Consider the following 25,052-nt stretch of genomic DNA (forward strand, 5'->3'; position numbering starts at 1 on the left):
TCGTCCGCAGTGGCTCGCGGCATCATCCCTCCGGCGGACCCGCGATGGTCCTGCGGGGTCAGCGGGGCCGGAGTCCCGCCCGGCGGAGGGCGAGGGCCGCCAGCGCGGCGGTGACGGCGGGGTCGCCGGTCCGCCAGCCCGCGGCGGCGTCCGGGTGCGCGGCGAGGATGTCGCGGGGGGACGCCTGGGTGAGCGCGCGCAGGGCCAGCAGCTCGGTGCCGCCGCCGGTCGAGCCGAGGGCGCGCAGCTCGGCGGTCCGGCGGGCGAAGCGGAGCCGGGGCCGGAGCCAGAGCACGGCCAGGAGCAGGAGCGGGAGGCCCCCGACGGCGAGCCCGGCGACCACGGCCAGGGCGCTCGCGAGCTGCTGCTGGTCGCGTCCGGCGGCGGCCAGCACGGAGCCGGCCCCGCTCGCCTCGTCGAACGGCGCGCGCACGGCGTCGCCGAGCAGGGGGATGCCGCCGAGGGTGGTCCCGGCGTCGCTCATGGTCGAGCCGAAGCCGCTGCCGGCGCTCTCGAGCCGCCGGCCGATCTCGGCCAGGCCGGCGATCAGCGAGCCGACCGCGATCCCCGCGGCGATCGCCACGACGGCCACGCCGAGAGCGAGGGCGTCGGCCAGGATCTGCCGCGCGCGGACGGCCGGGAGGTCGGCGTAGATCTGCATGCGCCGATTATCCGGCGCGCTCGGCGGCGGTCGTGTCCACACCGGAGGAAGGATTCGTCGAGAGGGCCCGGGATCCGCGTCACTCCGCGAGGTCCCCGACGTTCTTCCTCCGTTGTGACCACGTCGGCCGCCTCCGAGAGGTCTGCCCGACCCGGCTCCTCGCCGCTTCTAGTCGAGCAGGTCGTGCAGCACGACGACCTGCTCGCGCTCCGGCCCGACGCCGATCGCCGAGAACCGGGCGCCGCTCATCGCCTCGAGCGCGCGCACGTAGTCCTGCGCGGTCTGCGGCAGGTCCGAGAACTCGCGGCAGCCGGAGATGTCCTCCTGCCAGCCGGGGAACTCCTCGTAGATCGGCTTCGCGTGGTGGAAGTCGCTCTGCGAGACCGGGACCTCGTCGTGGCGCACGCCGTCGACGTCGTAGGCGACGCAGACGGGGATGGTCTCGAGGCCCGAGAGCACGTCGAGCTTGGTGAGGACGAAGTCGGTGACCCCGTTGATCCGCGCCGAGTAGCGGGCGATCGGGGCGTCGTACCAGCCGCAGCGGCGCGGGCGGCCTGTCGTGGTGCCGAATTCGAAGCCCTGCCGGCGGAGGTACTCGCCCCACTCGTCGAAGAGCTCGGTCGGGAACGGGCCGGCGCCGACGCGGGTCGTGTACGCCTTGATGACCGCGATGACGCGGTCGATGCGGTTCGGTGCGACTCCGGAGCCGGTGGCCGCTCCTCCCGAGGTCGCGTTGGAGGAGGTGACGAACGGGTAGGTGCCGTGGTCGACGTCGAGCATCGTGGCCTGGCCGGCCTCGAACAGCACCGTTTTGCCCGCGTCGAGCGCCTGCGAGAGGACGAGCGACGTGTCGGCGACCATCGGGCGGAGGCGCTCGGTGTACTGCAGCAGGTCCTCCAGCACCTGCTCGACCAGGATCGCGCGGCGGTTGTAGACCTTCACCAGCAGGTGGTTCTTCTGGTCGAGGGCGCCCTCGACCTTCTGGCGGAGGATGTTCTCGTCGAAGAGGTCCTGGATGCGGATGCCGACGCGGTTGATCTTGTCGGCGTACGCCGGGCCGATGCCGCGGCCGGTGGTGCCGATCTGGCGCTTGCCGAGGAAGCGCTCCGTCACCTTGTCGAGGGTGCGGTGGTAGCTGGTGATGACGTGCGCGTTGGCGCTGACGAGCAGCTTCGACACGTCGACGCCGCGCGCGCTCAGCGCCTCGAGCTCGTGGAACAGCACCTCGATGTCGACGACGACGCCGTTCGCGATGACCGGGACGACGCCCGGGGTGAGGATGCCGGAGGGGAGCAGGTGCAGGGCGTACTTCTCGTCGCCCACCACGACGGTGTGCCCGGCGTTGTTGCCGCCGTTGAACTTCACGACGTAGTCGACGCGGCTGCCGAGGAGGTCGGTGGCGCGTCCCTTGCCCTCGTCGCCCCACTGGGCGCCGGTGATGACGATTGCTGGCATGGCGTGTCCTTCTCGACGGGAGGGGCGGGGGTGGGCCGGTGCGGCGCGGCAGTCGTGCCGCCTCCGCGCGACCAGCCGCTCGATTCTAGCGGAGGGGCCGGAGGACGGCTCCAGCGCTCGGGGTCGGCCCCGCGGACTCGACCGGCTCCGGGCCGGCACCGCGGACGCATCGCCGAGCAATGCTCTCGATCCCGTCATGCGCAGTTCACACGCGGCGCATAGATTCGAGGACGTTCACACTCCACTCATCACGCGAACAGGACCACGATGCGCAGACTCCGCGCCGCAAGCCTCCTCGCCGTCGTCGCACTCGGAGCCGCCACCGCCGCTCCGATCGCCTCGGCCGCCCCTCTCGACGACGGCGTCGAGCTCACCCTGGTGTCGACGACCGACACGCACGGGCACGTCTACGACTGGGACTACTTCGCGAACGCGCCGTACCCGGCCGACGGTGCGCTCGGCCTCACCCGCGTCGCGACCGAGGTCGACCGCCTCCGCGCCGAGAAGGGCGAGGAGTCCGTGCTCGTCATGGACAACGGCGACGCGATCCAGGGCACGCCGCTCACCTACTACTACGGCCTCGGCGACGGCGCCGCGGGCGTCCTCTCCGGCGAGACGACGCACCCGATGGCCACCGCGTTCAACACCATCGGCTACGACGCGCAGGTCGTCGGCAACCACGAGTACAACTACGGGCTCGACATGCTCAGCGCGTACGAGGGCGACCTGAACGCCCCGCTGCTGGGCGCGAACGTCGTCGACGTCGCCACCGGCAAGCCGTACCACGACCCCTACACGCTGATCGAGCGCGAGATCGACGGGAAGACGGTCACCGTCGGCGTCCTCGGCCTCGTCACCCCCGGCGTCCGCGTCTGGGACAAGCAGTACGTCGACGGCGTCCTCGAGTTCCAGGACATGGTCGCCGCCGCGAAGCAGTGGGTCCCGATCGTGCAGGAGCAGGCGGACGTGGTCGTCGTCCTCGCGCACACCGGCCAGGGCACGGTGCCGGACGCCGAGTACGACCCGGCCGACCTCAACGAGGACGTCGTCAACAACATCGCGACGCAGGTCCCCGGCATCGACGTGGTCGTCGCCGGCCACAGCCACAAGGACCTGCCGCAGACGCTGTTCACCAACGTCGCCGGCGAGCAGGTGCTGGTCACCCAGCCCGAGTTCTGGGCGCAGGGCCTCACCGAGGTCACCCTGAACCTGGTGCCGGACGCCGCGGGCGGCCTCGAGGTCGACTGGTCGGCCGGGAACGCACCCGTCACGCAGCCCGTCTACGCGAAGGACATCGCCGAGGAGTCGCCCGCACTGGTCGACGCCCTCGCCGAGCAGCACGCCGCCACGATCGAGTACGTGAACACCCCCGTCGCCGACTCGGTCGAGGAGCTCTCGGCCGCGACCTCGCGCTACGAGGACACCCCGATCATCGACTTCATCAACACCGTCCAGGCCGAGACCGTCGAGTCGGCGCTCGAGGGCACCGAGTGGGCCGACCTGCCGGTGATCTCGCAGGCGTCGCCGTTCTCGCGCACCGCCGTCTTCCCGAAGGGGCAGGTCAGCATCCGCGACATCGCGGGCCTGTACATCTACGAGAACACCCTCCGCGGAGTGGAGCTGACCGGAGCCGAGGTGCGCGACTACCTCGAGTTCTCGGCCCGCTACTTCGTGCAGACCGCCGAGGGCGCCGTGTTCGACCCCGAGACCGGCACCAACGCGACGACCGAGGACCGCCCCGACGGCATCCCGGACTACAACTACGACGCGATCTCGGGCCTGGACTACGTGATCGACGTCTCCCAGCCCGCCGGCTCGCGGATCCGCGGTCTCGCCCACGCCGACGGCACCCCGGTCGCCGACGACGATCGCTTCGTGATGGCGGTCAACAACTACCGCCAGAGCGGCGGAGGCGCCTACCCGGCCGTCGCGCAGGCACCGCTCGTCTACGACGAGCGTCTCGAGATCCGCCAGCTCCTCATCGACTGGTCGACCGCCCGCGGCGTGATCGACCAGGCCGACTTCTACGACCCCAACTGGTCGCTGACGACGGAGCCCGCCGCCGAGGTCCCGGTCACCCCGGCGCCGACCGAGCCCGGCACCCCGACGGAGCAGCCCACCACAGCTCCGTCGCCGCACCCCACCACCACGGCGGCCCCCGTCGCGGGAGGCTCCGGCCCGGGCTCGCTCGCGAACACCGGCGCCGACGCGGCCGGCCTGATCGGCGGAGCCCTCGTGCTGCTGCTGTCGGGTCTCGCGCTGGTCGTCGCGCGACGCCGCCTCGCGGCCTAGCCGAGCAGGGCACGGGCGGCGGTCGGCGGGGTCTCCCGCCGGCCGCCGTTCGCCGTTCCGGAGGATCGCGGGACGATCGGGCCGCGGACCGGCGGCTCAGTCCCCGCGGCGTCGCGACCGGCGGGCCCGCCAGGCCGAGAACGCCCCGGTCGACCAGAGCGCCCAGACCACCAGCAGGGGCTGGAAGACGAGCCGCACCGCGCGCGCCGCGTCCGTCTCGAGGCCGAACGCCGGCGTCCGCGTCACCAGCTGCGAGATGTTCCCCGGGAAGACCGCGACGAAGAACGCGGCCACCACGACTCCCACGATCACGCGCCACCGCACGAGCACGACGAGCGCGAGCCCGAGCGCGATCTCGACGACGCCCGACGCGACGACCACCAGGTCCGGGTCGGCCGGCAGCCACGGCGGGACCTGCGCCTGGAAGGCCTGACGCGCGACCGTCAGGTGCGCCGTGCCGGCCGTGACGAGCAGCAGGCCCAGGAGGATGCGGGCGAGAGTGCGCAGAACGGAGCGGCGTCCTCCGTCGGGCGCTGTGGCGGCGGTCATGCCCCCCAGTCTGCGCTCGGAGCCCGCTCGCGCCGACCGCGCGCGCGTTCCGGCGGCGCCCCGTATCCTCGTTACCGCCCCGTCCGCAGACCGTGAAACGAGTTCCATGAGCACCCTGCCCCGCCTGATGGCCTTCGACCTCGACGACACCCTCGCCGCCTCGAAGTCCCCCGTCGACCCGGCGATGGCCGACCTCTTCGTGAAGCTGCTCCAGGCCACCGAGGTGTGCATCATCTCGGGCGGCCAGATCGGCCAGTTCCGGATGCAGGTGCTCGACCGCCTCGAGGGCGCCGACCCCGAGGTGCTCGCGAAGCTGCACCTCATGCCCACCTGCGGCACGCAGTACTACCGGTACGAGAACGGCGACTGGGCGCAGATCTACGCCGAGAACCTCACCGAGGACGAGAAGTCGCGCGCGCTCGCCGCCGTCGAGGAGAAGGCGAAGGAGCTCGGCTACTGGGAGTCCGAGACCTGGGGCCCGATCCTCGAGGACCGCGACTCGCAGATCACCTTCTCGGCCCTCGGCCAGTCCGCGCCCGTCGAGGTCAAGCAGGCCTGGGACCCGGACGGCGAGAAGAAGAACACCCTCCGTGAGGCCGTGCAGGCCGTGCTCCCCGACCTCGAGGTCCGCTCCGGCGGCTCGACGTCGGTCGACATCACCCGGAAGGGCATCGACAAGGCGTACGGGATGAACAAGCTCACCGAGCTGACGGGCATCCCTCTCGACGACATGATCTTCGTCGGCGACCGCCTCGACCCGGACGGCAACGACTACCCCGTCAAGGCGATGGGCGTCGAGTGCTTCGCCGTCGAGGGCTGGCACGACACCGCCGCGTACCTCCGCTCCTACGGCCTGTAGGCCGCGCCCCGCGAGCCTCTGCCGCGGCGGGGGCGCTGCGGCAGGGCGGCGCCGGGCGGGCGGCGTTCAGCGGTCCTCGTTCAGCGAGCCGGCGGCGGTGCCGCCGAGGGCGAGCCGGAGCCGCTTGGGCAGTCCGGCGACGACGATCGCGTGGGACTCCTCGATCAGCTCCAGCACCAGCCCGGACTCCACCGCCCCGCCCGCATCGACGGTCACCCAGTGCTTCTTGTTCAGGTGGTACCCGGGCTCGATGCCCTCGACCCCCGCGACGAGGTGCACCACGTTCTCGGGCAGCGCCTTGACGCTCACGACGGGGCGCTCGAAGCGCTCCGACTCGAGCGCGAAGACCTTCCCGGCGACCTTCCACACCCGCGTGCCCGGGCCGAACGGGAAGCTCGCCTCCGCCCCCGCGAGCCCCTCGAGGAGCCGCCGTACCGCCGTGTCGTCCATCCGATCATCCTCCCGCACCCGACTGCGCCGGAGGCGGAACGCGCCCGCTCACCGGACCCGACCCGAGTCCCATCGGAGCGGCGCCCGTCGCCGCCGCTCCGGCGCCGAGGTCGGACGACGCGACGGCAGCGTCGGAGGAGCCGGAACGGAGCGGACGTCCTGATGGGTCGATGAGCGACTGCGGATGCGCCGGCGATCCTCCTCTCGCCGCCGGGGATCCGCGAACGAGCCCGCGCCCGGCCGAGGTGAGGCCGATCAGTCGGATCACGACGAGGCCGTGCAGCCGACGGAGACGCTGCACCTGAACGAGGAGGACGCCCTCGGGAGGCGGTCCTGCCCGTGCGCGCCTGGTGACGGAATCACGAAGGCCGTAGAGGCCATCCTCCGATCGGCCTTGTAGGGGTTCCTCGGGCGGGAAAGCGAGCGGGGAGACGCATCCGGGCAGCCGACACCGGAGCGCCTCATCCGGCCGGACTCACGGCCCGATCGATCCGCCAGGAGAGAGAAGGAACACAAGCGGGAGACGGCTCTGCGCCTCACCTGTCGATCAATCATCTCTCTTGCGGCAGAACAGGGCGACCTCGGAGTGAGGCGGATAGTCGTTCCGCCGCCGTTTCGGAGCCTCTCTCATCTGTCTCGAGATCGTCGAACCCCGTTGCGTGGAATTACTTGGTGTGCAGTAGTCTCAGGCCTGCCGCGGGAAGGACAGCCCTCTCGCGAAATCAATCGTCGCGGAAAAACTCTCGGGACGCTGCGACATGAGCAGTGGATCTTCCGAGGGAACGTCTGCCGTCTACGGCTCAGGTCGTTCGTTGAAGATCCGCAGGCCATTCGTCCAACCAGAGAGGCATATTATGTCGAACACGTCCCCTTCTGATTCGCCCGTTCCGGCTCGCAATGCGGTTCCCGGCCGCCGGACCGTCCTGCAGGCGGCCGCATGGACCACTCCCGTCGTCGTCGCGGCGATCGGTGCGCCGCTCGCCGCCGCATCGGCCCCGGTGACCGTGCGCACGGTCGCTTTCGTCGACCAGGAGGGTGGCGATGCCACTACTTCCTACACGACGAGCAGCTGCAACCCGTTCAACGCCTACCTCCAGGTGAGCGATTCCGGAGTTCCGGCCGCCGCAGGCATCGCGGTGACGGTGACTCTGCCGACCGCGCTGCGCTGGTACGACGGCACGGCCACACCTCGCACGCTGTTCACGGGTGCCGGCGGAAGCCTCCTCCTGGAGGGCTTCAACGGTCTGCGTTTCGCCACCGCCGGAGTCAGCCAGACGGGCACCATCACGGCCACGACAGCAGGCGTGGTGAATCCGGCCCAGCCGACCGTTCCCGTGGCCGATGCGACCACCGCAGCGATCGTGAACGGCACCAGCGGCACCCGCACCTCGACCTTCCGCGGACGTCGCAACAATGTCGAGTCCGAGATGCCGGAAGCTGTCACCACTGTGGTCGATTTCGCAGTCGCGTGGACCGGCGTCGGTGACACGGCTGCGTCTGCGACCTACCTGAGCTACGTCGTCTCCCAGGACGGCGACGTCTACTCGCACACCGCCCCCTCCGGCGGCTTCTACGAGTGGGACACGACGACCCCCATCCGCATCGGCATGACCAGCATCGCGGCGGATGACGGTCTGATCATCGCCGGCGGCGACCGCGGAGCCCGCCTGTTCTCGGCCAGCGGCAGCACGGTGTACGACTGGGACGGCGTCGCGCTCGCGGCCGCGCCCGGAGGCCGCACTGTCCTCGACATCGCCGTGTCGTTCAGCGACGACAGCCTGTGGCGGGTGTCGCTCGTCGCGACCGACGGGACGGCATGGGAGGCGACGAAGACCATCGAGGCCGGAGCGTCTTGGTCGCCGTGGACGCAGGTCCTCGCCACAGTCACCGGGCTGCGTCAGGTCGCCGCCGACACCCAGGTCTTCGGCGCGACGCGTCGCATCTTCGCGACGACGGCCGCTGTGTTCGACCAGGACGGCACCCAGCTCACCGCACTTCCGGCCGGACGCACGGCGAAGGACCTCGGAGTCGAGATCGGCGGCAACTGGATCAACGTGATCGGTGACAACAACCAGTACTACCGCACCCCGTTGAGCAACCCCGGGACGTGGGACAGCAACAGCACCGGCAGCCCCGTCGTCACGATCACGAACGTCACCAGCGTGGCGTCGGCCTCGACGCCGAACATCGGCATCCGCGCGTTCTACGTGGCAGGCGCGGCACTCTGCGGCTGAGCTGATCACCAGGGGGCGCCCTGACGACGGCGCGCCCCCCGAGCAGGACTCGCGGGTCCGGTGACGTCCTCCCCTCGATCACCGAGGGAGGACGTCACCGGACCCGCTCGTGCGAGCGGATGCCTCGCTCACAGGACGACCGGCTCGGGCGGACGGGGACAGGGCCTCGATCCCCGGTCGCGCTCACCGGCCCGAACCCGACACGACCCGAGCGATCCGCGACGTCCTGAACGGAGAGCGGAAGCGCCCCGGGAAGCCGTGACACGGCTCGTCATCGGCTCCGAGCAGCTCCCCGTCGAGGCAGGATCGTCCGCCGGCGAGGCACTCGCCCCCGGAGCGCCCGACCACGGGCGCCTGGCCGCGGCCGTGGCCGGAGCCGATGACCGCAGACGCATGCGCCGATCTCGGCTCCACGCCCAGGAGCACTCCGGCGCAGCACCTGTCCGTCTCGATGAGCACGAGTGTGCCGTCGTCGTTTCCGGCAGCGGAAGCGTCCTGCTCGTCCCTGCCGGCGACGACGTGCCCGCCGTCGGTGCCCGACGATCGTCCGCCGGTCTCCCCTCGCGAGCTCTCGCGGCGCCTCTCCCGAGTCTTCTCCTGCCGTTGCGCGTCACGCCCCATCGACAGCGGCGGGACGCCGCGACACCGCATCAGCACCGGACGCACGAGCGCCGACCGCGCGAGCCGAGAGACCTGAGCCGCCCGACGGATCCGACCCGCCGAACCACCTCGACTCCCCGTGCTCGGGACGTCTCCGCCGCCGACGTCCGAGCGGTCGTCGACGGCGCACAACGGAGGTCCGAGCGCGTCCTCATCGTCGGGGAATAGTCGGAATAGCCGAGAGCATCCCCTAGGAGGGGCCTTTGCGCGGAGCTTCGCTCAGGACGGAGGAGCACGACGCCCGACCACTACGCTGAGGGCAGGTCGCTTATGCGAGAGAACAGCGGTCAGTCGCAGACAGGGCTCACACGGTGAAACTGCAAACACCCACTTCCACGAAGAGCTCTTCCTCCGAGAAGGGCCGGAGCTCCTGGTCCCGAGCAGTGGCCAGAAAACTCGTCATCACCGATGTCCTCGTCATCGTGTTCTCGGTCTTCAGCAGTCAGTTCTTCTGGTTCGGAGTGGAGAGCCGAGAATTGTTCGTGGCCGGCCATCAGCCGGAGATCGCGGGCCTGCTCGCGAACTACTGGATCGTCTCCTCGATGATCGTGGTGCTGTGGGCCGCCCTGTTGAAGTTCTACGCCACACGCGAAGACCGTGTCCTCGGCGGAGAGGTGACGGAGTACAAGCGCATCCTCGATGCGACGCTCCTGCTGTTCGCCGTGATCACGTGCGTCGCCTACCTCGGCCAGATCGGCTTCGCCCGCGGGTACATCATCACCGCGCTCCCGCTCGGCCTCGTCCTGCTCTGGCTCGGACGCGGAGCCTGGAGGGTGTGGCTGCGGCAGCAGCGGAGCGCGGGCCGGTACTCCTCCTCCGTCGTCCTCGTCGGCTCGCCACGGAGCGTCGAGCACATCTACCGCGAGCTCGTCCGCGCCACCGGGGCCGGGTATCTCGTTGTCGGCGTGTGCATCCCCGAGGATCTGGCCAGCGATCGGGTGAGCGGGTGGGGGGTGCCTGTCTTCGAGAACATCACGGTGGATGCGGTGCCGGGCATCCTGAACCGGACCGGCGCCGATACCGTCATCATCACGAGCAGCGACCACCTGCCACCCGAGCAGATCCGACAGTTGAGCTGGAGTCTCGAGCCGAGGCGCCAGCACCTGGTCATGGCGCCGAGCCTCACCGACATCAGCGGACCGAGGATCCACATGCGCCCGGTGGCGGGCCTTCCTCTCGTGCACATCGAGACACCTCGATTCGAGGGCAGCAAGCAGGCCCGCAAGCGTGCCCTCGACATCGTCGGATCGCTGAGCCTCATCGCCGTGCTGATGCCTCTCATCGCCTCGGTCGCACTGGCCGTCAAGCTGACGAGCTCGGGGCCCCTGTTCTATCGCCAGACGCGGATCGGCATCAACGGCAAGCCCTTCGGCATGATCAAGTTCCGCTCGATGGTGGTGAACGCTCATGATCAGCTCGCCGAGCTGCTCGCCGCTCAGGGAACGTCCGGAACACCACTGTTCAAGATCACTGACGACCCTCGCATCACACCGATCGGACGCTTCATGCGCAAGTACTCGATCGACGAGGTCCCTCAGCTCTTCAACGTGCTGAGAGGCGACATGTCGCTCGTCGGGCCGCGGCCGCAGGTGGCGGGAGAAGTCGAGCTCTACGACGAGGCCGCGCGCCGGCGCCTCAACGTCAAGCCGGGCATGACCGGACTCTGGCAGGTCAGCGGGCGGTCGACGCTCTCCTGGGAGGACGCCATCCGACTGGATCTCTACTACGTGGAGAACTGGTCGTTCACCGGGGACCTCGCGCTGCTCGCAAGAACCGTGCAGGCCGTCGTCGCCCCCGGAGGCGGCGCCCACTGACGCATCGGGCCACCGCGCGAGCGGCCGGTCCTCACATCTCGGTGACGACCGCGTCGTCGATGCCGACCGTTCCCGCGGCGGGGTCGTTCAGGCCGACGGTCACGCGGAAATGCGACGCCCAGGACGGCGCCTGGCGATCCACGCCGGTCGCGGGTCTTACCCGGAACGGGAGTGCCGCGGCCATCGCCGCCATCGACTGCGTCGTCGAGGAGACGGGCTCCGAGCGGACGGTGACAGGGATGCCGCGGGCGTCACGACCGGAGACGGTGACGAAGGACTCCGAGACGATCATCGACCCGTTCGCAGCGGCCTGTCCGATGACGAGGTCGGCGGCGTAGACCCGCCCGGGTCTGCTGAGCACATCGAACGAGAGACTCGTCTGTCCGGTGCCTGTCTTCCGGACCAGGAGCCGCCCTGACGCGACGGCGAGCGTGGCCGACGGGCTCGCACTCCGAGAGGTGGCGTCCGGAGTGTCCAGGTACGCGTCCGCGACCGTGCCCACATCGAAGGCTCCATCGACGAGCCGGTTCGCGGCGCGGTGGACGAGAACCGAGGTCGGCACGACGGAGGGCTCGTCCAGGATCGAGACGTCCGCCAACCGGACGAGTCCGGTCCCTCCGACGAGGTAGCCCGATGCCGGAGCGACGTTGCGGAAGGAGGTGCTCGTCACGACGATCCCGCCTCCCCAGCTCCTGTGAGCCGTCTCGAAGACTGTGGCCGCCGCCAGCGGGGCGGCGGCGGAGACCGTGCCGCCGTTGATGCTGATCCTGGCCGTCGTCGTCGCAGCGGTGGAGAACGCGCTGACCGTGCTCGCCGGGGTCAGGCGGACGGTCGCAGCGTGCAGCGTGACGGCACCCCCTGAAGCCTCGACCGCGCGATCGCATCCGCTGATGGCCAGCGACGTCGTGTGCAGCTCGCCACTGGTCGACGCGGAGGACAGTCCCGTCGTGCACGAGCGCACAGAACCGCCGACCATCGCGAGATTCGACCCAGGGGCAGTGCCGGCGACCAGGACGCCCGTGCCGCACTCCTCCACGGCCACGTGGAAGAGGCGCAGATGCTCGGCGCCGGGACCGAACCGGACACCCGTCTCGAATCCGATGATCTCCACTCCGTACAGTCCTGCGCCTCGGACGCCTGTCGCCGAGGACAGCTCGAGGCCGACGGATCCAGGAGCCGCTCGGCCGGGACCCGTGAGGCGCAGTCCGCGCAGGCTCACGCGCGTGTGCGGCGCATCATCGGAGGCCTCGGAGGCGGTGAGGACGAGCGCCGATCCCGACACCGCCGTCGCATCGACATCGCCTCCGGCGAACTCCATCGACACACGCGAGAGGTCGATCGTCAAGGGTGCTGTCAGCACGACGGGCTCGGAGACGACCAGGAAGGACTCGGTCGCGAGGGCGTGAGCCGCGTCGAGAGCGGCCCGGAGCCGCTGCTCAGCAGTCGCTCCCGGGAACTCGGTCGAGTCCCGGAAGCCGTCCAGCCGTGCGTCCGGGAAGGCGTTGGCCGCTGTCGCCGGGGGGGCCGTCGCCACCGCCGTCACGGCGCCCGCGCCCGCTGCCGCCGTCAGGCTCAGAAGCGCCCGTCGTCCTCGATCCCGCGATGATGCTCCCATTCCCGAACAGTACGGAGGAAAGGCCGCCGTCACGACCGCCGTTCACACCCCCCGCACGGCGCACACTGCTGCACGATGTCTCACCTTCAGCGCGAGGGCAGCCGGTGGACCACGTCTGCTGTGCTCAGCTCCAGGAGGAAACTGAGCACGTCCTCCTCGAGGACCTCTCGGGGGACGCCGAACTCGTCGGCGAGCCCCGCGAGGATCTCGACGGTCGTGGACGGATGCTCGAGCCTTCTCCAGATCGCGTGCGCCGTGCCCTTCAGCACGAGGGGCACGGGAAACGGCGACAACAGGTTCAGCAGCACCGCCTGCGCGTCGTCCTCGACGAAGGCCAGCTGATCGGATCGCGCCCACACGGCGTGATCCAGAGCTCCCGGATCGACGGTGGTCACGAGTGGGTCGCATTCTCTCGGCGACGGCGTCGACGATCGGCGGCGAGCGAGCGCACGAGCCCGAGGAACGCCCGCAGATCTGACAACGACGGCCGATCGAAGCGGACCATCCCCGTCTCCGCAGCCCTCCGGCGCGCCCGGCGTGTGAGACCGATCACGGTCGTCAGCGCGGACACGATCAGCACGATGCGCCGCTTCCCTGTGGCCTCGACGAAGGCGAGCGCCCAGTGATAGCTGGACCGCCCCGTTCCGGCCACCCGCAGATCCCACAATCGGCGCTCGTGCACCGCCAGGTCGTCCGGCACGTCCAGCCCGAGGGCGTGGAGCACCGGGCGGAGGGGGTAGGCGCTGCGGGTGCTCTCGACGAGCAGGAGCAGCGCCTCCCGGTCCGATTCGCTCGCGCCCCTGAGGAACCCGATGACCGACTCGAGCTCGGACGTGCTCCGAGCCAGGAGGGGATCCTTCAGCGCGTGGAGCGCGACGACGACCGCGCCCGCGACCGGGGAGGGCACAGCGACCCTCCTGTGCGCGATCGTCACGGTCCGGTGCGACGTCCACAGCACGTCGAGGACCTCCTCCGGCTCTGCGAAGAATCCGGGGTAGCGGTCGTGCACGTCGATGTCGCAGGTCCACTGCGGATGGAACAGGGTCACGGAGTGCACCGGGTACGCGCGCGGGGCCGGGCGGTCGGGCCGGGGGATCCATCCGCGCTCGGCCAGCAGGTCGACGAGGCGCTGGACGTCCGCCGGGTGGACGAGCACGTCGACATCGCTGGACACGCGTCTCGTGCGGATGCCCTGTGCATGGGCGGTGGGCCCCTTGATGAACAGGGCGCGGAGCCCGTGCGTGGAGGAGAGGTGCGCGGTGAGGGCGTGTGCGAGGTGTACCGCATCATCGAGGGAGAGCTCGGTCGTCGCGGGTGCGGAGCTCACCGTCGATCCGACAACTGCCGGTGCCGACCGGTGGACGGCGCCGGACGCACCGCCATGGATCGCGACACCGCCGCTGCCCGTCGCTCCGAGTCGAGGCCGGACCGGGCGATCGAGGTCGTCGCCGGCAGCGGCTCGGAGGCGAGCGATGCGGCGTACGCCAGCGCGATCCACACGGTCAAGGCGGTCCACGCGGGGGCGGAGGCCAGAGCGACGGCGAGGAAGACCCCCAGACCCAGTGCCGTCCCGTTGCGCCGATATCCCCGCACGATCAGCATCACGAGGAGGACGGCGAAGAGGGCCAGGGCGATCACTCCGGTCTCGGCAGCGAGCTGGGCGTAGACGTTGTTCGCGAGACCGCGAGAGGCGCCGTTCGAGGTGAGCCCCGCCACCGCCTGGGAGTAGTCGGTCCTCCACACGCCGAACCGGCCGGGTCCGACTCCGAACAGCGGATTGTCCGCGGCCATGGTGAAGCCCGTGCTCGACGACTGGGATCGGACGTTCAGCGAGCGGGTGCCGACGTCGACGGCGCCTGTGCCCAGTCCGAGCTTCGAGAGCTGCGCGAGGACGAAGCGCTGCAGGGCGGGAACGAGCAGGACGATCACCGCGCCCAGCGCGCCGACGCTGAAGATCTGCACTCCCACTCCCCGCTGGGGGCGGAGCGTCGCCGTGAGGACCGCCGCAGAGACGGTCGCGATCAGTGCCGACGTCGACTGCGAGTAGACGAGGCAGGCGACGGCGGCGGCGATTCCGATGCGGTCGCGACGGCGCAGGCAGGCGAACAGCGCGATCCCGGCGAAGAAACCGAGGTAGTTCCCCTCGAGGAACGGGCCGTTCCTCGGCAGGCTGACGCCGAAGGTCGCCCCCATCTGAATCGTCGAGTTGAGGAGAGCGGGCAGCGGGACCCCGGCGAGGTGGAGGGCCAGCTGGATCGCGCAGAAGACGAAAGCGAGGCGGACGGCGATCGAGAGAGCCCGCTCCATGTCCTGGAATCCCAGTCGGTGGCCGACGTACCACCAGACCGCGAGGGCCAGCAGAGCGTATCCGCAGTAGAGGATCATGTCGTTGGTGAAGCCCAGGTCATAGCCGTAGGCGGCTGGAACCTCGGGTTGCTTGAACAGGAATGCCCAGATCGTCGCCAGAACGACCAGCGCACCGAGCCCCAGCACGATCTCCCGTCCCACCGGCGTGTACCGGTCCTTCTGGACGGTGATCACGGAGAAGCCGATGGCCAGGATGACGGCGATCTCGGTGATCTTCAGCGGAGAGCCGACCTGAATGGTGAGCGCCTGCTGGAACGGCATGAAGACGATGGCGAGGAACAGAAGCCGCTGGACGACATCCAGACGCGCCGCGCCCTCTCGCGTCGTCGCGGTCGCAGCGCCCCCTCGAGCCATCGCGCGCCTCATCTCCGACGTGATCGATCATCGATCGTCTCCTGCAGCAGCTCCGTTCAGCTCTGTAGGACTACAGACTAACCACGGTCCCGGTCCCCCGGAGGTGGTCCCCTTTCGACCTCATACCGTCGGCCGGGAGCACATAGGATCGCTCACGGAGTCATGCCGACGGACCGCGTGGTCGGTGAGGGATCCTGTCCGATGGACATCGACAGGGACCGGAGCCTTCCACGGCTCGGCCAAGCCGGAAGGGCGCGAACGGTTGACAAGCGGATCCACACTCGCTGAGGACTGGCGCGAAGGCGAGCGCACGATCGTGCACGTGACGGAGAGCTTCGGCGCAGGTACCGCGTCGGCGATCAGCGACTACGTAGCGGCCACGCCCGCCTTCCAGCACAGGCTCGTGTATTCACCGCGGGAGGACTCTCCGGTACCGGAGAGCGCCTTCGCGTCGTTCGCAGGCGTGACGGCGCTGCCGACAGGGCACGTCGCCCGAGTCCGCGCTCTGCGAACGGTTCTGGCCGGAATGCCGGGCGCTGTCGTGCATGCGCACTCCAGCTTCGGCGGAGCGTACGCGCGCCTCGCGGTCCGGGCGGGCCGGCGACGTCCGATCGTCTACACGCCGCACTGCTACGGCTTCGAGCGCCGAGACCTCCCGCTGCCCGCCCGGGCGGCGTTCCGGGTCTTCGAGGGCGTCCTCGCCTTCAACACCACCGTGTTCGCCGCCTGCTCAGCTCGCGAGGCCCGTCTGAGCCGGTGGCCGTTCAGCCGGGCGGAGGTCGTGCACGTCCCCAACTCGGTGCCCGCCTCGCTCCCGCCCGCCACTCGCCCCGGCGGGCCGAGGCCTCTCCGCCTCGTCGGCGCCGGTCGGCTCTCGACGCACAAGGATCCCCGATTCTTCGCCGAGGCCGTGGAGGCCGTGCGCGCCGCCGGCCATTCCGTCGACGCGACGTGGATCGGCGGAGGCGAGGGGCGTCACCGCACCGCCCTCGACCAGGCCGGCGTCCACGTCACCGGCTGGCTCAGCCGCGACGAGGCGCTCCGCCGACTGGGCGATGCCGACGTGTACCTGCACAGCGCGCAGTGGGAGGGGATGCCGATGGCCGTTCTGGAGGCGCACGGCATGGGGCTGGCCCTCGTCGTGCGGGACATCCCCGCCTTCGATCGCCTCGGCCTGCCCCTGGTCGCGCACTCCCCCCACGATGTGGCGTCGTACTGGGGCGATCTGGAGGACCCGGCGGCCCGTTCCCGTCTCGTCGCCGCCGCCGAGCACGCCCTCGCCCTGAACACCGTGCAGCACCAGTCGCAGATGCTCGAGCGGCTCTACCTCGGCCTGCTGCCGACCGCCCCTCGGAGGAGGAAGCCATGACGACAGTGCTCGTCTCCGCCCGTGTCCTCGACAGACAGGTCGGCGGCAACACCCGATACGCCCGCACCGTCTACAGCGGGCTCGCCGGACACGGCGTGCAGCACGTGCTGTCCCGACCTCCGATCGAGGGGGGCCGAGCCCGCAGCGCCGTCTACGGCGCCTATGAGGGACTCGTGCTGCCGAGGCTCCGCCCCTCCGGGATCGACGTCCTCCACTTCCCCGCGGACACGGGGCCGCTGGTTCCGAGCCGCCTCCCGATCGTCGGCACGATCCACGGGCTGGCGACACTCCACGTGGACGATGTGCGCAGCCGGAGCTCCGACCGGTTGTGGCGCCTGCGCGTCGCGCGTCTCGCAGCACTCTCGACCACGATCATCACGGTCTCCGATTCCTCCGCCCGGGACATCGCGACTGTCGCACCCGACGCCGCCGGGAAGATCGTCACCATCCCGCACGGGATCGACCACGACACGTTCAACACCCGCTCCACCGACCAGGACTCCGTCGCGCTCGACGAGCTGGGGATCGACGGCCCGTACTTCCTCTACGCGGGCAACCTCGACCCCCGCAAGAACATCATCGAGCTGTGCCGAGCCGCCTCGAAGGTCTTCGACGAGACGGGGGTGCCGCTCCTGGTGTCCGGCGCTCCGGCGTGGGAGAGCGACGCGATCCTCGAGGCGGTCCGCGGAACCCGCGGCGTGCGCTACCTCGGCCGCGTACCGGATGAGGCGCTCGTCCCGCTGCTCCGGGGAGCGCTCGCCTTCTGCTTCCCCTCCACCTACGAGGGCTTCGGCTTCCCGGTCGTCGAGGCCATGGCGTGCGGCGTTCCCGTCATCTGCAGCGATCGCGGGTCGCTCGCCGAGGTGGCGGGCGGCGCGGCGCTGACGCTCACCGACATCGGCGCGACGGCGATCGCCGATCACATGCGCGAGATCGTCGCCGATCCGTCCCTCCGCAACGACCTGCGGAGCCGGGGTCTGATCAACGCTCGACGATTCCACTGGTCGGACTCCATCGCAGCGCATGCTCGCGTCTTCGAGGAGGCCGCGCGGTGAGGGTCACGATCGTCCACGCCTACAGCACCACCAACTCCGGCGACGGCCTGCTCGTCGAGGAGGCGCGGGAGCTGGTCCTCTCGGCCCTGCCGACGGCGGAGATCACGCTCGTCGCCCTCGATCCCGCGAGCTTCGACGAGGAGCTCTACGAGAGTGTCCTGCACCCCCTCACCGGCCGTGCCGGCAGCATCGGCAGCCTCGAGACGCTGCGACGCGGTGGGGTCGCGCTGCTCTCCGGCCGCCGGAGCGCCGGCTACGCCCGGGCGATCGCCGGGTCCGACCTCGTCGTCGGCGTGGGGGGCGGCTACCTCCGCACCAAGAATCCCGTCGAAGTCGTCAAGATGATGTGCACCAACTTCGTCCAGATGCCCCGGCGCAGCGACCGCGTTCCGTTCGTCTACCTTCCGCAGAGCATCGGGCCGCTCAATCTCGGGACCCGCCGTGTGATCGCGGCGCGACTGGCCCGCGCCGTCGGGGTCTTCGCCCGGGACGACCGCTCCGTCGAGGAGCTGTCCGGCCTCGCGAACGTGCACCGCGCTCCCGACATGGCCCTTCTGGGCCTCCCCGACGAGTTCGATCCGAGGACCGTCGTGCGGGCCGGAGCTCCCGGGCCCGTCGGGATCGTCGCCCGCGCGCTGTCCTCGAGCCGGTCGCGACGTGCCGCCTACGAGTCGCGGATCGACGCCCTCGCGCGCGATCCGGAGTCGGAGCTGCTCGCTCAAGCCACCGCTCGCGGCAACAACGATCCGCAGTTCTACGAGCGGCTCGGCCACGAAGGGCCATTCCGCCTGCTCCGCGACGCGGTCGGCAGCGGAGTCGCGGATCGGCCGGCGGTCGTGGTCTCGGTCCGGCTGCACGGCAGCATCCAGACCATCCGCAGCGGCGTTCCGAGTGTCCATCTGAGCTACGAGCGGAAGGGCTGGGGTGCCTACGACGACCTCGGGATCGACCGGTTCGTGCACAACGCCTTCGACGCCGATCTCTCGCTCATCCGCGACCAGATCGCTGAGCTGCGGGAGGACCCGTCCGACTACTGGAGGCGCGTCGGAGACTCCGTGTCGGCGCTGCGGATGCAGCGAGGACGACTCGTCGACCTCCTCGTCGACGCCTCCGGACCGGTCGGGCGCCCGTGAAGATCGTCTTCGCGAGCCACACCGCCGAGGTCGGGGTCTTCCGAGTGGGGAGCCACCACCTGGCTCGCGAGCTCTCGCGCCTCGGGAACACGGTGACGCACGTCTCGACGCCGTCCTCGCTCCTGCACGCGGGGCGCCTGCGGGACGCCACCGTGCGGGCCCGCTTCGGTCTTGCGCTGCGAGGTCCACGCACGGACGCGGCGGGCGTCGTGCACGCCGAACCGCTCACCGTCGCCCCACTGGGATCGCTCCCGGCGCGGATGCGGACGCCGTCTCTGCGGGTGCCGCTGCGGCCCTGGCGGGCGCCCAGTGGGGCGATGCGTCCTGATGTCCTCATCGTCGACCAGCCCCTGATGGGCGTGCCGCTCCTCGAGCTCCTGCAGCCGAAGCGTGTCGTCTACCGGCCCACGGACGCTCATTTCGAACCGGGGATGCGGGCGGCGGAGATCGAGCTCCTCGAGCGGGCGGACGCTCTCGTCGCCACGTCGGAGCCGGTGCTGCGCGCGGTCTCCGAGGGAGTGGCCGCGCCGGAGCGCACGCTGGTCCTCGAGAACGGAGTCGAGTACGAGCGGTTCCACGGTCTCGGTGCCGAGCGTGCGGGAGTCGTCTACCTCGGGGCGCTCGACCGCCGCTTCGACTGGGGAGGAGTCCGGATGCTCGCCTCGGCGTTCCCTGACGTCCCCTTCCGACTCGCCGGTCCGCTCCCGAAGAACGTGGAGACGCTGCCCGCGAACGTGGAGCTGCTCGGCGCCGTGCCCTACTCCCGGGCGCCCGCGCTGCTGAAGAGCGCCCGCGTCGGGCTGCTCCCGCTCTCGGACGACCCGGGCAACGCGGGTCGCAGCCCGATGAAGTACTTCGAGTACCTCGCCGCCGGCCTCAGGATCGTCTCGTCCGCCTCCCCTGCACTGCGAGCCCGCTCCGCCCCCGGCGTCTGGCTCTACGACGACCCTGCGGGCGCAGAGAACGGGCTGCGGTCCGCGCTGGAGGCTGCGGCGTCGGGACCCAACCGGGAGGGCTCGGTCTACGCGGAGCAGTACGGCTGGCACCGTCGCGCCGCCGACCTCGCACAGCTGCTCGACGCGGTGCTGGCGGCACCGCGCCGAGTGCCGCGCTGACGGCCCGTCCTCAGCGCCGCCAGCGGTCGATCGGGAAGGCGTCCAGCAGGGGCGCCGGATCCCACGCAGCCAGCGGGCGTCTAGGAGTGCAGCCGGATCCGCGTCGCGTGAGCCACGGCGGAGTCGAGATCATCGAAGAGGGTGTACTCCGACCCGGTCCGTCCTGTCCCCTCGAAGTAGTCCTGGTACGTGAACGGCGGCTCGGCGCTGAACGCCTCATTCGACTCCCTGCGGCTCGTTCATCGATTCAGCTCGGAATGCCGGAGGAAGCGGGGGTCTGCGCGGAGGCGAGCGAGCGTCGCCGCTCTCCTCCCCTTCCCGCCTCGTCCTCGACCTCGGCCTGCAGCGACGAGCGCCTCGTACACGGCGCCGTGCAGCGCTCCCACGAGGGAACGCTCGCGCTTGGACAGGTCGGGTCGCTCCCTCTCTCCGTGCCGGCGCGCTCGCTCGAGGCCCGCCTCCAACGCCGCCGGCGACACGGGGCCGTCGAACAGCTCCACCCAGCCGCTCCCGACCTCCGCGGCGAGGGCCCGCGTCGATCCGGTCGCCGGGACCAGGATCGTCTTCCGCGCGCCGAGGGCGAGCAGCGCGGCTCCGGAGTTGTAGAGGTACTTGTACGGCAGGGTGACGAGGTCCGCGCCTGCCAGGAGCTCGTCCAGCTCGGCGTCGTCGATGTGGCCGAGCCGCAGGTGGACGCGACCGTCGGCTCCGACCGCTCTGCGCACCTCGTCGGCGTACTCGGGGACAGCGGCCGCGCCGGCGATGACGAGTTCGCCGTCGGTGAGTGCGCTGAAGGCCGCGATCAGCTCCTCGAGTCCCTTGTAGGGCCGGATCTGCCCGAAGAACAGGATGCGCCGACCCGCTTCACGGGGGCCCGGGACAGAGGCCGACTCCGGATAGGCGCCGTGCAGGACGACGACTCCCCGGTCCAGGTCGTTCTCGTCGGACTCGTTCAGATAGATGCGGACGTCCGTGAGACGGTCCAGCCAGCGCGCGAGGAGAGTCTCGACGGCACTGCCCGATTCGTGCGGTCGGAGGTTGTGCATCGTCACGACGACCGGCGTCCCCGACGCGAGCAGCCGGGCGATGAGCCCGAAGGCGAGGGCGGACTTCAGCCAGCGGCGCGGGCCGCGCGGGGCGCGGAAGAGGTACTCCGGCCAGTGCACGTGGAAGACGTCGTAGCGCCCGAGAAGGGCACGTCGCCAGGTGAACGCGACCGGTTCCACCGACGCCGGGAACGAACCGACGAGCAGCTCGATGTAGGGGTTGCTCGAGCCGGAGAAGTCCTTCACGGAGAAGAGCGCCCGGATCATTCGCGTGCTTCTCCTTCGTTCGTCTCTTCGGCGGACCGCCCCGGGCACCACGAGACGACCTGGGAGAGGGCACCACGGCCTGTGATCGGACCGCGACACGCCCGCTTCGGCGACGGAGCGGACGACCTCGGCCGGCGAGGGATGGTCTGACGCTACCAGTCGGGTTTCTCGAGGTCCGTCACCCGCCGCCCCCGTCAGAGTTCGGTGATGACGATCTCCGAGAAGCGAGTCACTCCTGCTGTCACCGATCCGAAGGTGAACCGCAGCCGGAAGTGCGTCGCCCACGCAGGAGCGACCCGGTTCCAGGTCGTCTGCTGATAGGTCTTGCGGAAGGGAGCCTGCGCGTTCGCGCCGGCGAGGTCGAGATTCGACACCGGGCGAGCGCTGCTCCGAGCGACGATCGGGATCCCCGACGAGGACACGCCGGTCACGGCGACGAAGGATTCGGACACGTACATCGTGCCCGTCGACGTGGATCCCGCGATGGTGAAGTCGACGCCGTACAGCAGCCCCGCTGTGACGGGGACGTCGATGGAGACCGCCGGACCGGGACCGCCGGCCACTCGGGTCATCAGCAGCTGGTTGCCGCTGGTGGTCAGCGTCATGGACGGGCTGGTGGTGCGGCTCGTCGCGTCGGCGCCGTTGAGGAACGCGTCGACGGGCGCTGCGAGAGAGAAGTTCCCGTCGACGAGCTTGTTCGCCGCCTTCGAATGCAGAATCGACCCCTGCCCCGAACCGCTGCCGTTCCCGTCCGAGGTGACGTGCTGGCTGATACGGACCTTCGCAGTGCCACCGGCGAGATATCCCGATTTCATCTGCGTATTGAACATCGACAGTTGATGGACCTGGATTCCGCCGCCCCACCCTCCTGCAGTGGTCTCGAAGAGGTAGTTGGCCACCGGGACCTGATGGAAGAAGAGGTGTCCGCCTGAGATCGAGATCTGCGCAGCTGTACTCGACCCGGTGACGAACTGCGAGAGCGTGGAGTTCGCGCCGCTCTCGTTGATCTCGATATGCGGCTGGTGCAGGATCACCCGACCCGCGTCGACCTTCACGGCCTGCACGCAGAAGTCGATCGACGTCGAGACGAAGTGCAGCTCGCCGTTCGGGTTGGCGTTGTAGACGCCGAGGGTGCTGGTGCCGATACCACCGCCGATGAACTTGATGTTCTCGCCGTAGTTGACTCTGCCTGCGGGCATGGAAACGGCCGTCCTGCAGCGGAAGATGTGGAAGTTGTAGAAGCTGATCAGGAACGCATCGTTCTCGAAGGACACGCCGGTCCCGAAGCCCGAGATCTCCAGGCCCCAGAGTCCGAGCCCGCGCGTGGTGGCGGCAGTCGTGCTGTCGGTGTTGAACAGGATTCCGGTGCTGGCCGTCGCGGACGCTCCCGGCCCCAGCAGACGGAGTCCGGTGATCGCCGCCCTGTTGTTGGGGTAGCCGGACGTGGCACTGCCGATCACCGTGAGAGCAGGACCGCTGGTGATGGCGGTCGCATTCAGCGGACCGCAGGTGAACTCGAGCGAGATGTACGAGGAGTCGATCACGAGGGTGCGCGTGATCTTGAAGCTCTTCGAGATCGTCAACGTGACCTCTTGGCGAGCGGCGACGAAATAGTCGATCGCGGCGCGGAGCTTGTCCTCGTCAGTGGTCCCGGCGAATTCGAGGTAGTTGTGGATTCCGTTGACGCGGGTCGCAGGTATAGTCTCGTCCGCGGCTTCCGCGGCGGGTGCGGCGACGACGGCGGCCGCGGCCGCGGCCCCTCCGTAGCGGAGGAACGTGCGGCGGGATCCGGGTCCTGTTTCGAGAGTCGTCGTCATCTCCTCATGCTCGGATCATCCCGCCATCGGCTGTCGACGGCCGCACCCCCCGACCGCGGAGGGAAGCAGAGGAGACTCTGTCGTTTTCCTGGAACGACGACGCGGATCCATGGTTCCGCCCCTAGAAGGGGGGCCCAAGGTGCGGATCCTTCTTCACGAGCGGCCGCTCTCACAGGATTGCAGGATCAGCAGCTTGCCGAACGCCAGCACCTGATAGACCACCGCCAGAGTCCACTCGCTCACCCGCCGCGGCTCGTCGACCGAGCCGACCGAGAACGGTGTGCGCAGGCAGCGAGACGCGATCGTGCGGACCCGGGTCACATGCGGAGTGGAGGTCATCAGTGCCACCGAGGTCCAGTCGTACTCCGAGGAGAGCGTGTTCAGCTCGGAGATCTCACCGCCCGTAGTGAACGGGGAGGGAGTGAAGCAGACGACTCTGACCTCCTCGCCGGCATCGCATTCGGCTCGGGCGAACGAACCGTTCTCCAGGCGCGGAGTCGAGAGCACGAGGGTGACATCCCGGTGCTCCTCGAGCAGAGCGAGCGCACGGCCGACCCTGCGATCAGTAGCAGGACCCAGCACCACGAGCGCATCGGCTCCCCCCACGGGATCGAGAACGGGGCGGACGAAGAGGGGCACCGCCACCGCGGCGAGCAGTGCGACGGCGAGGAGGACGGCGAGCCACGTGCGCCAGAGGATCCGCAGTGAGCGTGCGGCGGATCGATTCGGGACGACTCGTCGGAGGATCGTGCCGACCAGCGCCCCGACCGCCGTGCCCGCGAGAACCGAGAGGAGGCCGTACAGCACGCCACCGACCGACGGCGGAGTGACGATCATCTCGACGGTCGACGCCCCCTCGAGCAGCGCGAGCACTCCGAGTGCGGGGACGAAGGGTCGACGGCTGCTCGCCGCCACCAGCGCGGCTGCCGCCGCTGCAGCCGGTGAGGCGAGAGCGCAGACTGCGATCCCTTCTCCACCCAGGGCGTGGACGAGACCAGTCGGATCATGGGAGCGGGCGATCCGGACGAACTGCCGCGAGGAGTCCGATCCGAAGGGATCGGCGCAGACGAGCAGGAGCAGAAAGGCGAGGACCGCCGTGGTCCCGGCGACCCGCAGGCGCCACCGGCTCACCGGAGCCTCCCCGGCCGACCGTGTCACGCCCAGCAGCCCGCCTCCGCGGACGCGAGGCGATCGCGCTCGCGTGCGCGCCTGAGGACGGGAAGGACGGGGAGGTCCGAGAAGAGCGTCACAGGAGCGAACACTACCCAGGGGAAGGGACGAGGAGGACCTGAGCGGTCGGGCTTCCGCCGGATCCTCGCCGGCGGGTGGCACGCCGACAGGAGACGATGCGCAGGACTGCGGGTGGACGGGATCGCGACTCCGCCTCAAGCCCTCCGGGCCGGCCTCCGAGCCCGACGCCCCCGGGACCGCGTCCCCGGCGCCGCCTAGTCGTTGCCGAGGATGACGATAGCGGCAGTGGGGGGAAGCGCGTCCTCGTGATAGCGCTCGATCTCGTCGATGGCGATCGGGTCGGCCTGCTGGAGGAACTGGGTGAGGCGGGTGACCTCCTCGGTCTCGCCGATGGAGTCGGCGGCGCGGCGGAGGGCGTAGAGGGCGAGGAGGAAACCGCGGTTGGGTCCGTGGCGCCACGGGATGGGACCCTGGCCGCGCCAGCCGGCGGATCGCAGGAGGTCCAGACCGCGGTGGTAGCCGACGCGGGCGTAGGCGTAGGAGGGGAGGGCCGCGTCGATGCCCCAGACGCTGTCGGCGAGCAGTGCCCAGGCCAGCGGGGAGCGCGGGTGGGCGGCGGCGAGGGCGGCGAATTCGACGGCTCCCGGGTTCGCGTGCTTCGCGAGGGCCGCGGTGACCGCGGGCTCGTCGGGGAGGAGGGTCGGTTCGGGGCCCAGCAGGTTCTCGCCACTCATGCCTCCCAGGCTATC

The 25,052-nt window shown here is 70.2% G+C and carries 20 protein-coding genes; 8 read left to right on the forward strand and 12 right to left on the reverse strand.

Annotated elements, in window-relative coordinates; all coding sequences use genetic code 11:
- Window positions 1-58: 58 nt before the first annotated feature.
- Both C5C71_RS03885 and C5C71_RS03890 read right to left on the reverse strand, forming a co-directional pair.
- Window positions 59-661, reverse strand: a complete 603-nt coding sequence (locus tag C5C71_RS03885; RefSeq protein ID WP_104234281.1) for a hypothetical protein — start codon at window positions 659-661, stop codon at window positions 59-61.
- Between the two features lie 168 nt (window positions 662-829).
- Window positions 830-2,116 (reverse strand): adenylosuccinate synthase, encoded by a 1,287-nt coding sequence (locus C5C71_RS03890; protein ID WP_104250676.1) that lies wholly within the window; start codon window positions 2,114-2,116, stop codon window positions 830-832.
- Window positions 2,117-2,383: 267 nt separating this feature from the next.
- On the opposite strand from C5C71_RS03890, the gene C5C71_RS03895 reads away from it, so the two are divergent.
- Complete coding sequence (locus C5C71_RS03895; protein ID WP_104273159.1) at window positions 2,384-4,408, forward strand: bifunctional UDP-sugar hydrolase/5'-nucleotidase; 2,025 nt, start codon at window positions 2,384-2,386, stop codon at window positions 4,406-4,408.
- A 96-nt stretch (window positions 4,409-4,504) separates the two neighbouring features.
- On the opposite strand, the gene C5C71_RS03900 is transcribed toward C5C71_RS03895, so the two are convergent.
- Window positions 4,505-4,957 (reverse strand): DoxX family membrane protein, encoded by a 453-nt coding sequence (locus C5C71_RS03900; RefSeq protein ID WP_104225710.1) that lies wholly within the window; start codon window positions 4,955-4,957, stop codon window positions 4,505-4,507.
- Window positions 4,958-5,063: 106 nt separating this feature from the next.
- On the opposite strand from C5C71_RS03900, the gene C5C71_RS03905 reads away from it, so the two are divergent.
- On the forward strand, window positions 5,064-5,816 hold the full coding sequence (locus tag C5C71_RS03905) for an HAD-IIB family hydrolase (protein ID WP_104222786.1): 753 nt from the start codon (window positions 5,064-5,066) through the stop codon (window positions 5,814-5,816).
- A 66-nt stretch (window positions 5,817-5,882) separates the two neighbouring features.
- Here C5C71_RS03905 and C5C71_RS03910 read toward each other — a convergent pair whose 3' ends face one another.
- The gene (locus C5C71_RS03910) at window positions 5,883-6,266 is read right to left on the reverse strand and encodes an MmcQ/YjbR family DNA-binding protein (protein ID WP_104222787.1); all 384 of its coding nucleotides are present in this window, start codon (window positions 6,264-6,266) and stop codon (window positions 5,883-5,885) included.
- An 854-nt stretch (window positions 6,267-7,120) separates the two neighbouring features.
- On the opposite strand from C5C71_RS03910, the gene C5C71_RS03915 reads away from it, so the two are divergent.
- A complete protein-coding gene (locus tag C5C71_RS03915) occupies window positions 7,121-8,500 on the forward strand; it encodes a hypothetical protein (protein WP_146078822.1) in 1,380 nt (459 codons plus the stop codon).
- Between the two features lie 1,043 nt (window positions 8,501-9,543).
- Window positions 9,544-10,974, forward strand: a complete 1,431-nt coding sequence (locus tag C5C71_RS03925; protein ID WP_258063295.1) for a sugar transferase — start codon at window positions 9,544-9,546, stop codon at window positions 10,972-10,974.
- Between the two features lie 31 nt (window positions 10,975-11,005).
- On the opposite strand, the gene C5C71_RS03930 is transcribed toward C5C71_RS03925, so the two are convergent.
- The 4 genes from C5C71_RS03930 to C5C71_RS03945 all read right to left on the reverse strand — a co-directional run bounded on the left by C5C71_RS03930 (window position 11,006) and on the right by C5C71_RS03945 (window position 15,310).
- Window positions 11,006-12,508 (reverse strand): hypothetical protein, encoded by a 1,503-nt coding sequence (locus C5C71_RS03930; RefSeq protein ID WP_146076940.1) that lies wholly within the window; start codon window positions 12,506-12,508, stop codon window positions 11,006-11,008.
- Between the two features lie 167 nt (window positions 12,509-12,675).
- Window positions 12,676-12,984: a PqqD family protein gene (locus tag C5C71_RS17465; RefSeq protein ID WP_181027179.1), complete on the reverse strand. Its 309-nt coding sequence runs from the start codon at window positions 12,982-12,984 to the stop codon at window positions 12,676-12,678.
- A complete protein-coding gene (locus C5C71_RS17470; protein WP_181027180.1) occupies window positions 12,981-13,916 on the reverse strand; it encodes a nucleotidyltransferase family protein in 936 nt (311 codons plus the stop codon). The genes C5C71_RS17465 and C5C71_RS17470 overlap by 4 nt, the downstream gene beginning before the upstream one ends.
- Entirely contained in the window at window positions 13,913-15,310 is a 1,398-nt protein-coding gene (locus C5C71_RS03945; protein ID WP_181065640.1) for an O-antigen ligase, read from the reverse strand. The genes C5C71_RS17470 and C5C71_RS03945 overlap by 4 nt, the downstream gene beginning before the upstream one ends.
- Between C5C71_RS03945 and C5C71_RS03950 the strand changes: the two genes are divergently transcribed.
- From C5C71_RS03950 to C5C71_RS03965, 4 genes are read left to right on the forward strand one after another with little or no spacing between them, the layout of a single operon-like run.
- Window positions 15,225-16,679 (forward strand): glycosyltransferase family 4 protein, encoded by a 1,455-nt coding sequence (locus tag C5C71_RS03950; RefSeq protein WP_258059310.1) that lies wholly within the window; start codon window positions 15,225-15,227, stop codon window positions 16,677-16,679. The two genes, C5C71_RS03945 and C5C71_RS03950, sit on opposite strands and share 86 nt — an antisense overlap.
- Window positions 16,676-17,734, forward strand: coding sequence for a glycosyltransferase family 1 protein (locus C5C71_RS03955; protein WP_104225715.1), 1,059 nt, complete (start codon window positions 16,676-16,678; stop codon window positions 17,732-17,734). Before C5C71_RS03950 ends, C5C71_RS03955 begins: the two co-directional genes overlap by 4 nt.
- Complete coding sequence (locus C5C71_RS03960; RefSeq protein WP_181027183.1) at window positions 17,731-18,867, forward strand: polysaccharide pyruvyl transferase family protein; 1,137 nt, start codon at window positions 17,731-17,733, stop codon at window positions 18,865-18,867. The genes C5C71_RS03955 and C5C71_RS03960 overlap by 4 nt, the downstream gene beginning before the upstream one ends.
- Window positions 18,864-19,982: a glycosyltransferase gene (locus C5C71_RS03965; protein WP_104222796.1), complete on the forward strand. Its 1,119-nt coding sequence runs from the start codon at window positions 18,864-18,866 to the stop codon at window positions 19,980-19,982. The genes C5C71_RS03960 and C5C71_RS03965 overlap by 4 nt, the downstream gene beginning before the upstream one ends.
- 239 nt (window positions 19,983-20,221) lie before the next feature.
- Here C5C71_RS03965 and C5C71_RS03970 read toward each other — a convergent pair whose 3' ends face one another.
- From C5C71_RS03970 to C5C71_RS03985, 4 genes are all read right to left on the reverse strand, one after another.
- On the reverse strand, window positions 20,222-21,295 hold the full coding sequence (locus C5C71_RS03970; protein WP_104222797.1) for a glycosyltransferase: 1,074 nt from the start codon (window positions 21,293-21,295) through the stop codon (window positions 20,222-20,224).
- 194 nt (window positions 21,296-21,489) lie between these two features.
- Window positions 21,490-23,112 (reverse strand): twin-arginine translocation signal domain-containing protein, encoded by a 1,623-nt coding sequence (locus C5C71_RS03975; protein ID WP_104222798.1) that lies wholly within the window; start codon window positions 23,110-23,112, stop codon window positions 21,490-21,492.
- Window positions 23,113-23,265: 153 nt separating this feature from the next.
- On the reverse strand, window positions 23,266-24,243 hold the full coding sequence (locus tag C5C71_RS03980; RefSeq protein WP_104222799.1) for an ElyC/SanA/YdcF family protein: 978 nt from the start codon (window positions 24,241-24,243) through the stop codon (window positions 23,266-23,268).
- 314 nt (window positions 24,244-24,557) lie between these two features.
- Window positions 24,558-25,037, reverse strand: coding sequence for a DUF3151 domain-containing protein (locus C5C71_RS03985; protein WP_104225720.1), 480 nt, complete (start codon window positions 25,035-25,037; stop codon window positions 24,558-24,560).
- Between the last annotated feature and the right edge of the window lie 15 nt (window positions 25,038-25,052).

The organism is Rathayibacter sp. AY1C1, from assembly GCF_002932105.1.
GTDB lineage: Bacteria > Actinomycetota > Actinomycetes > Actinomycetales > Microbacteriaceae > Rathayibacter.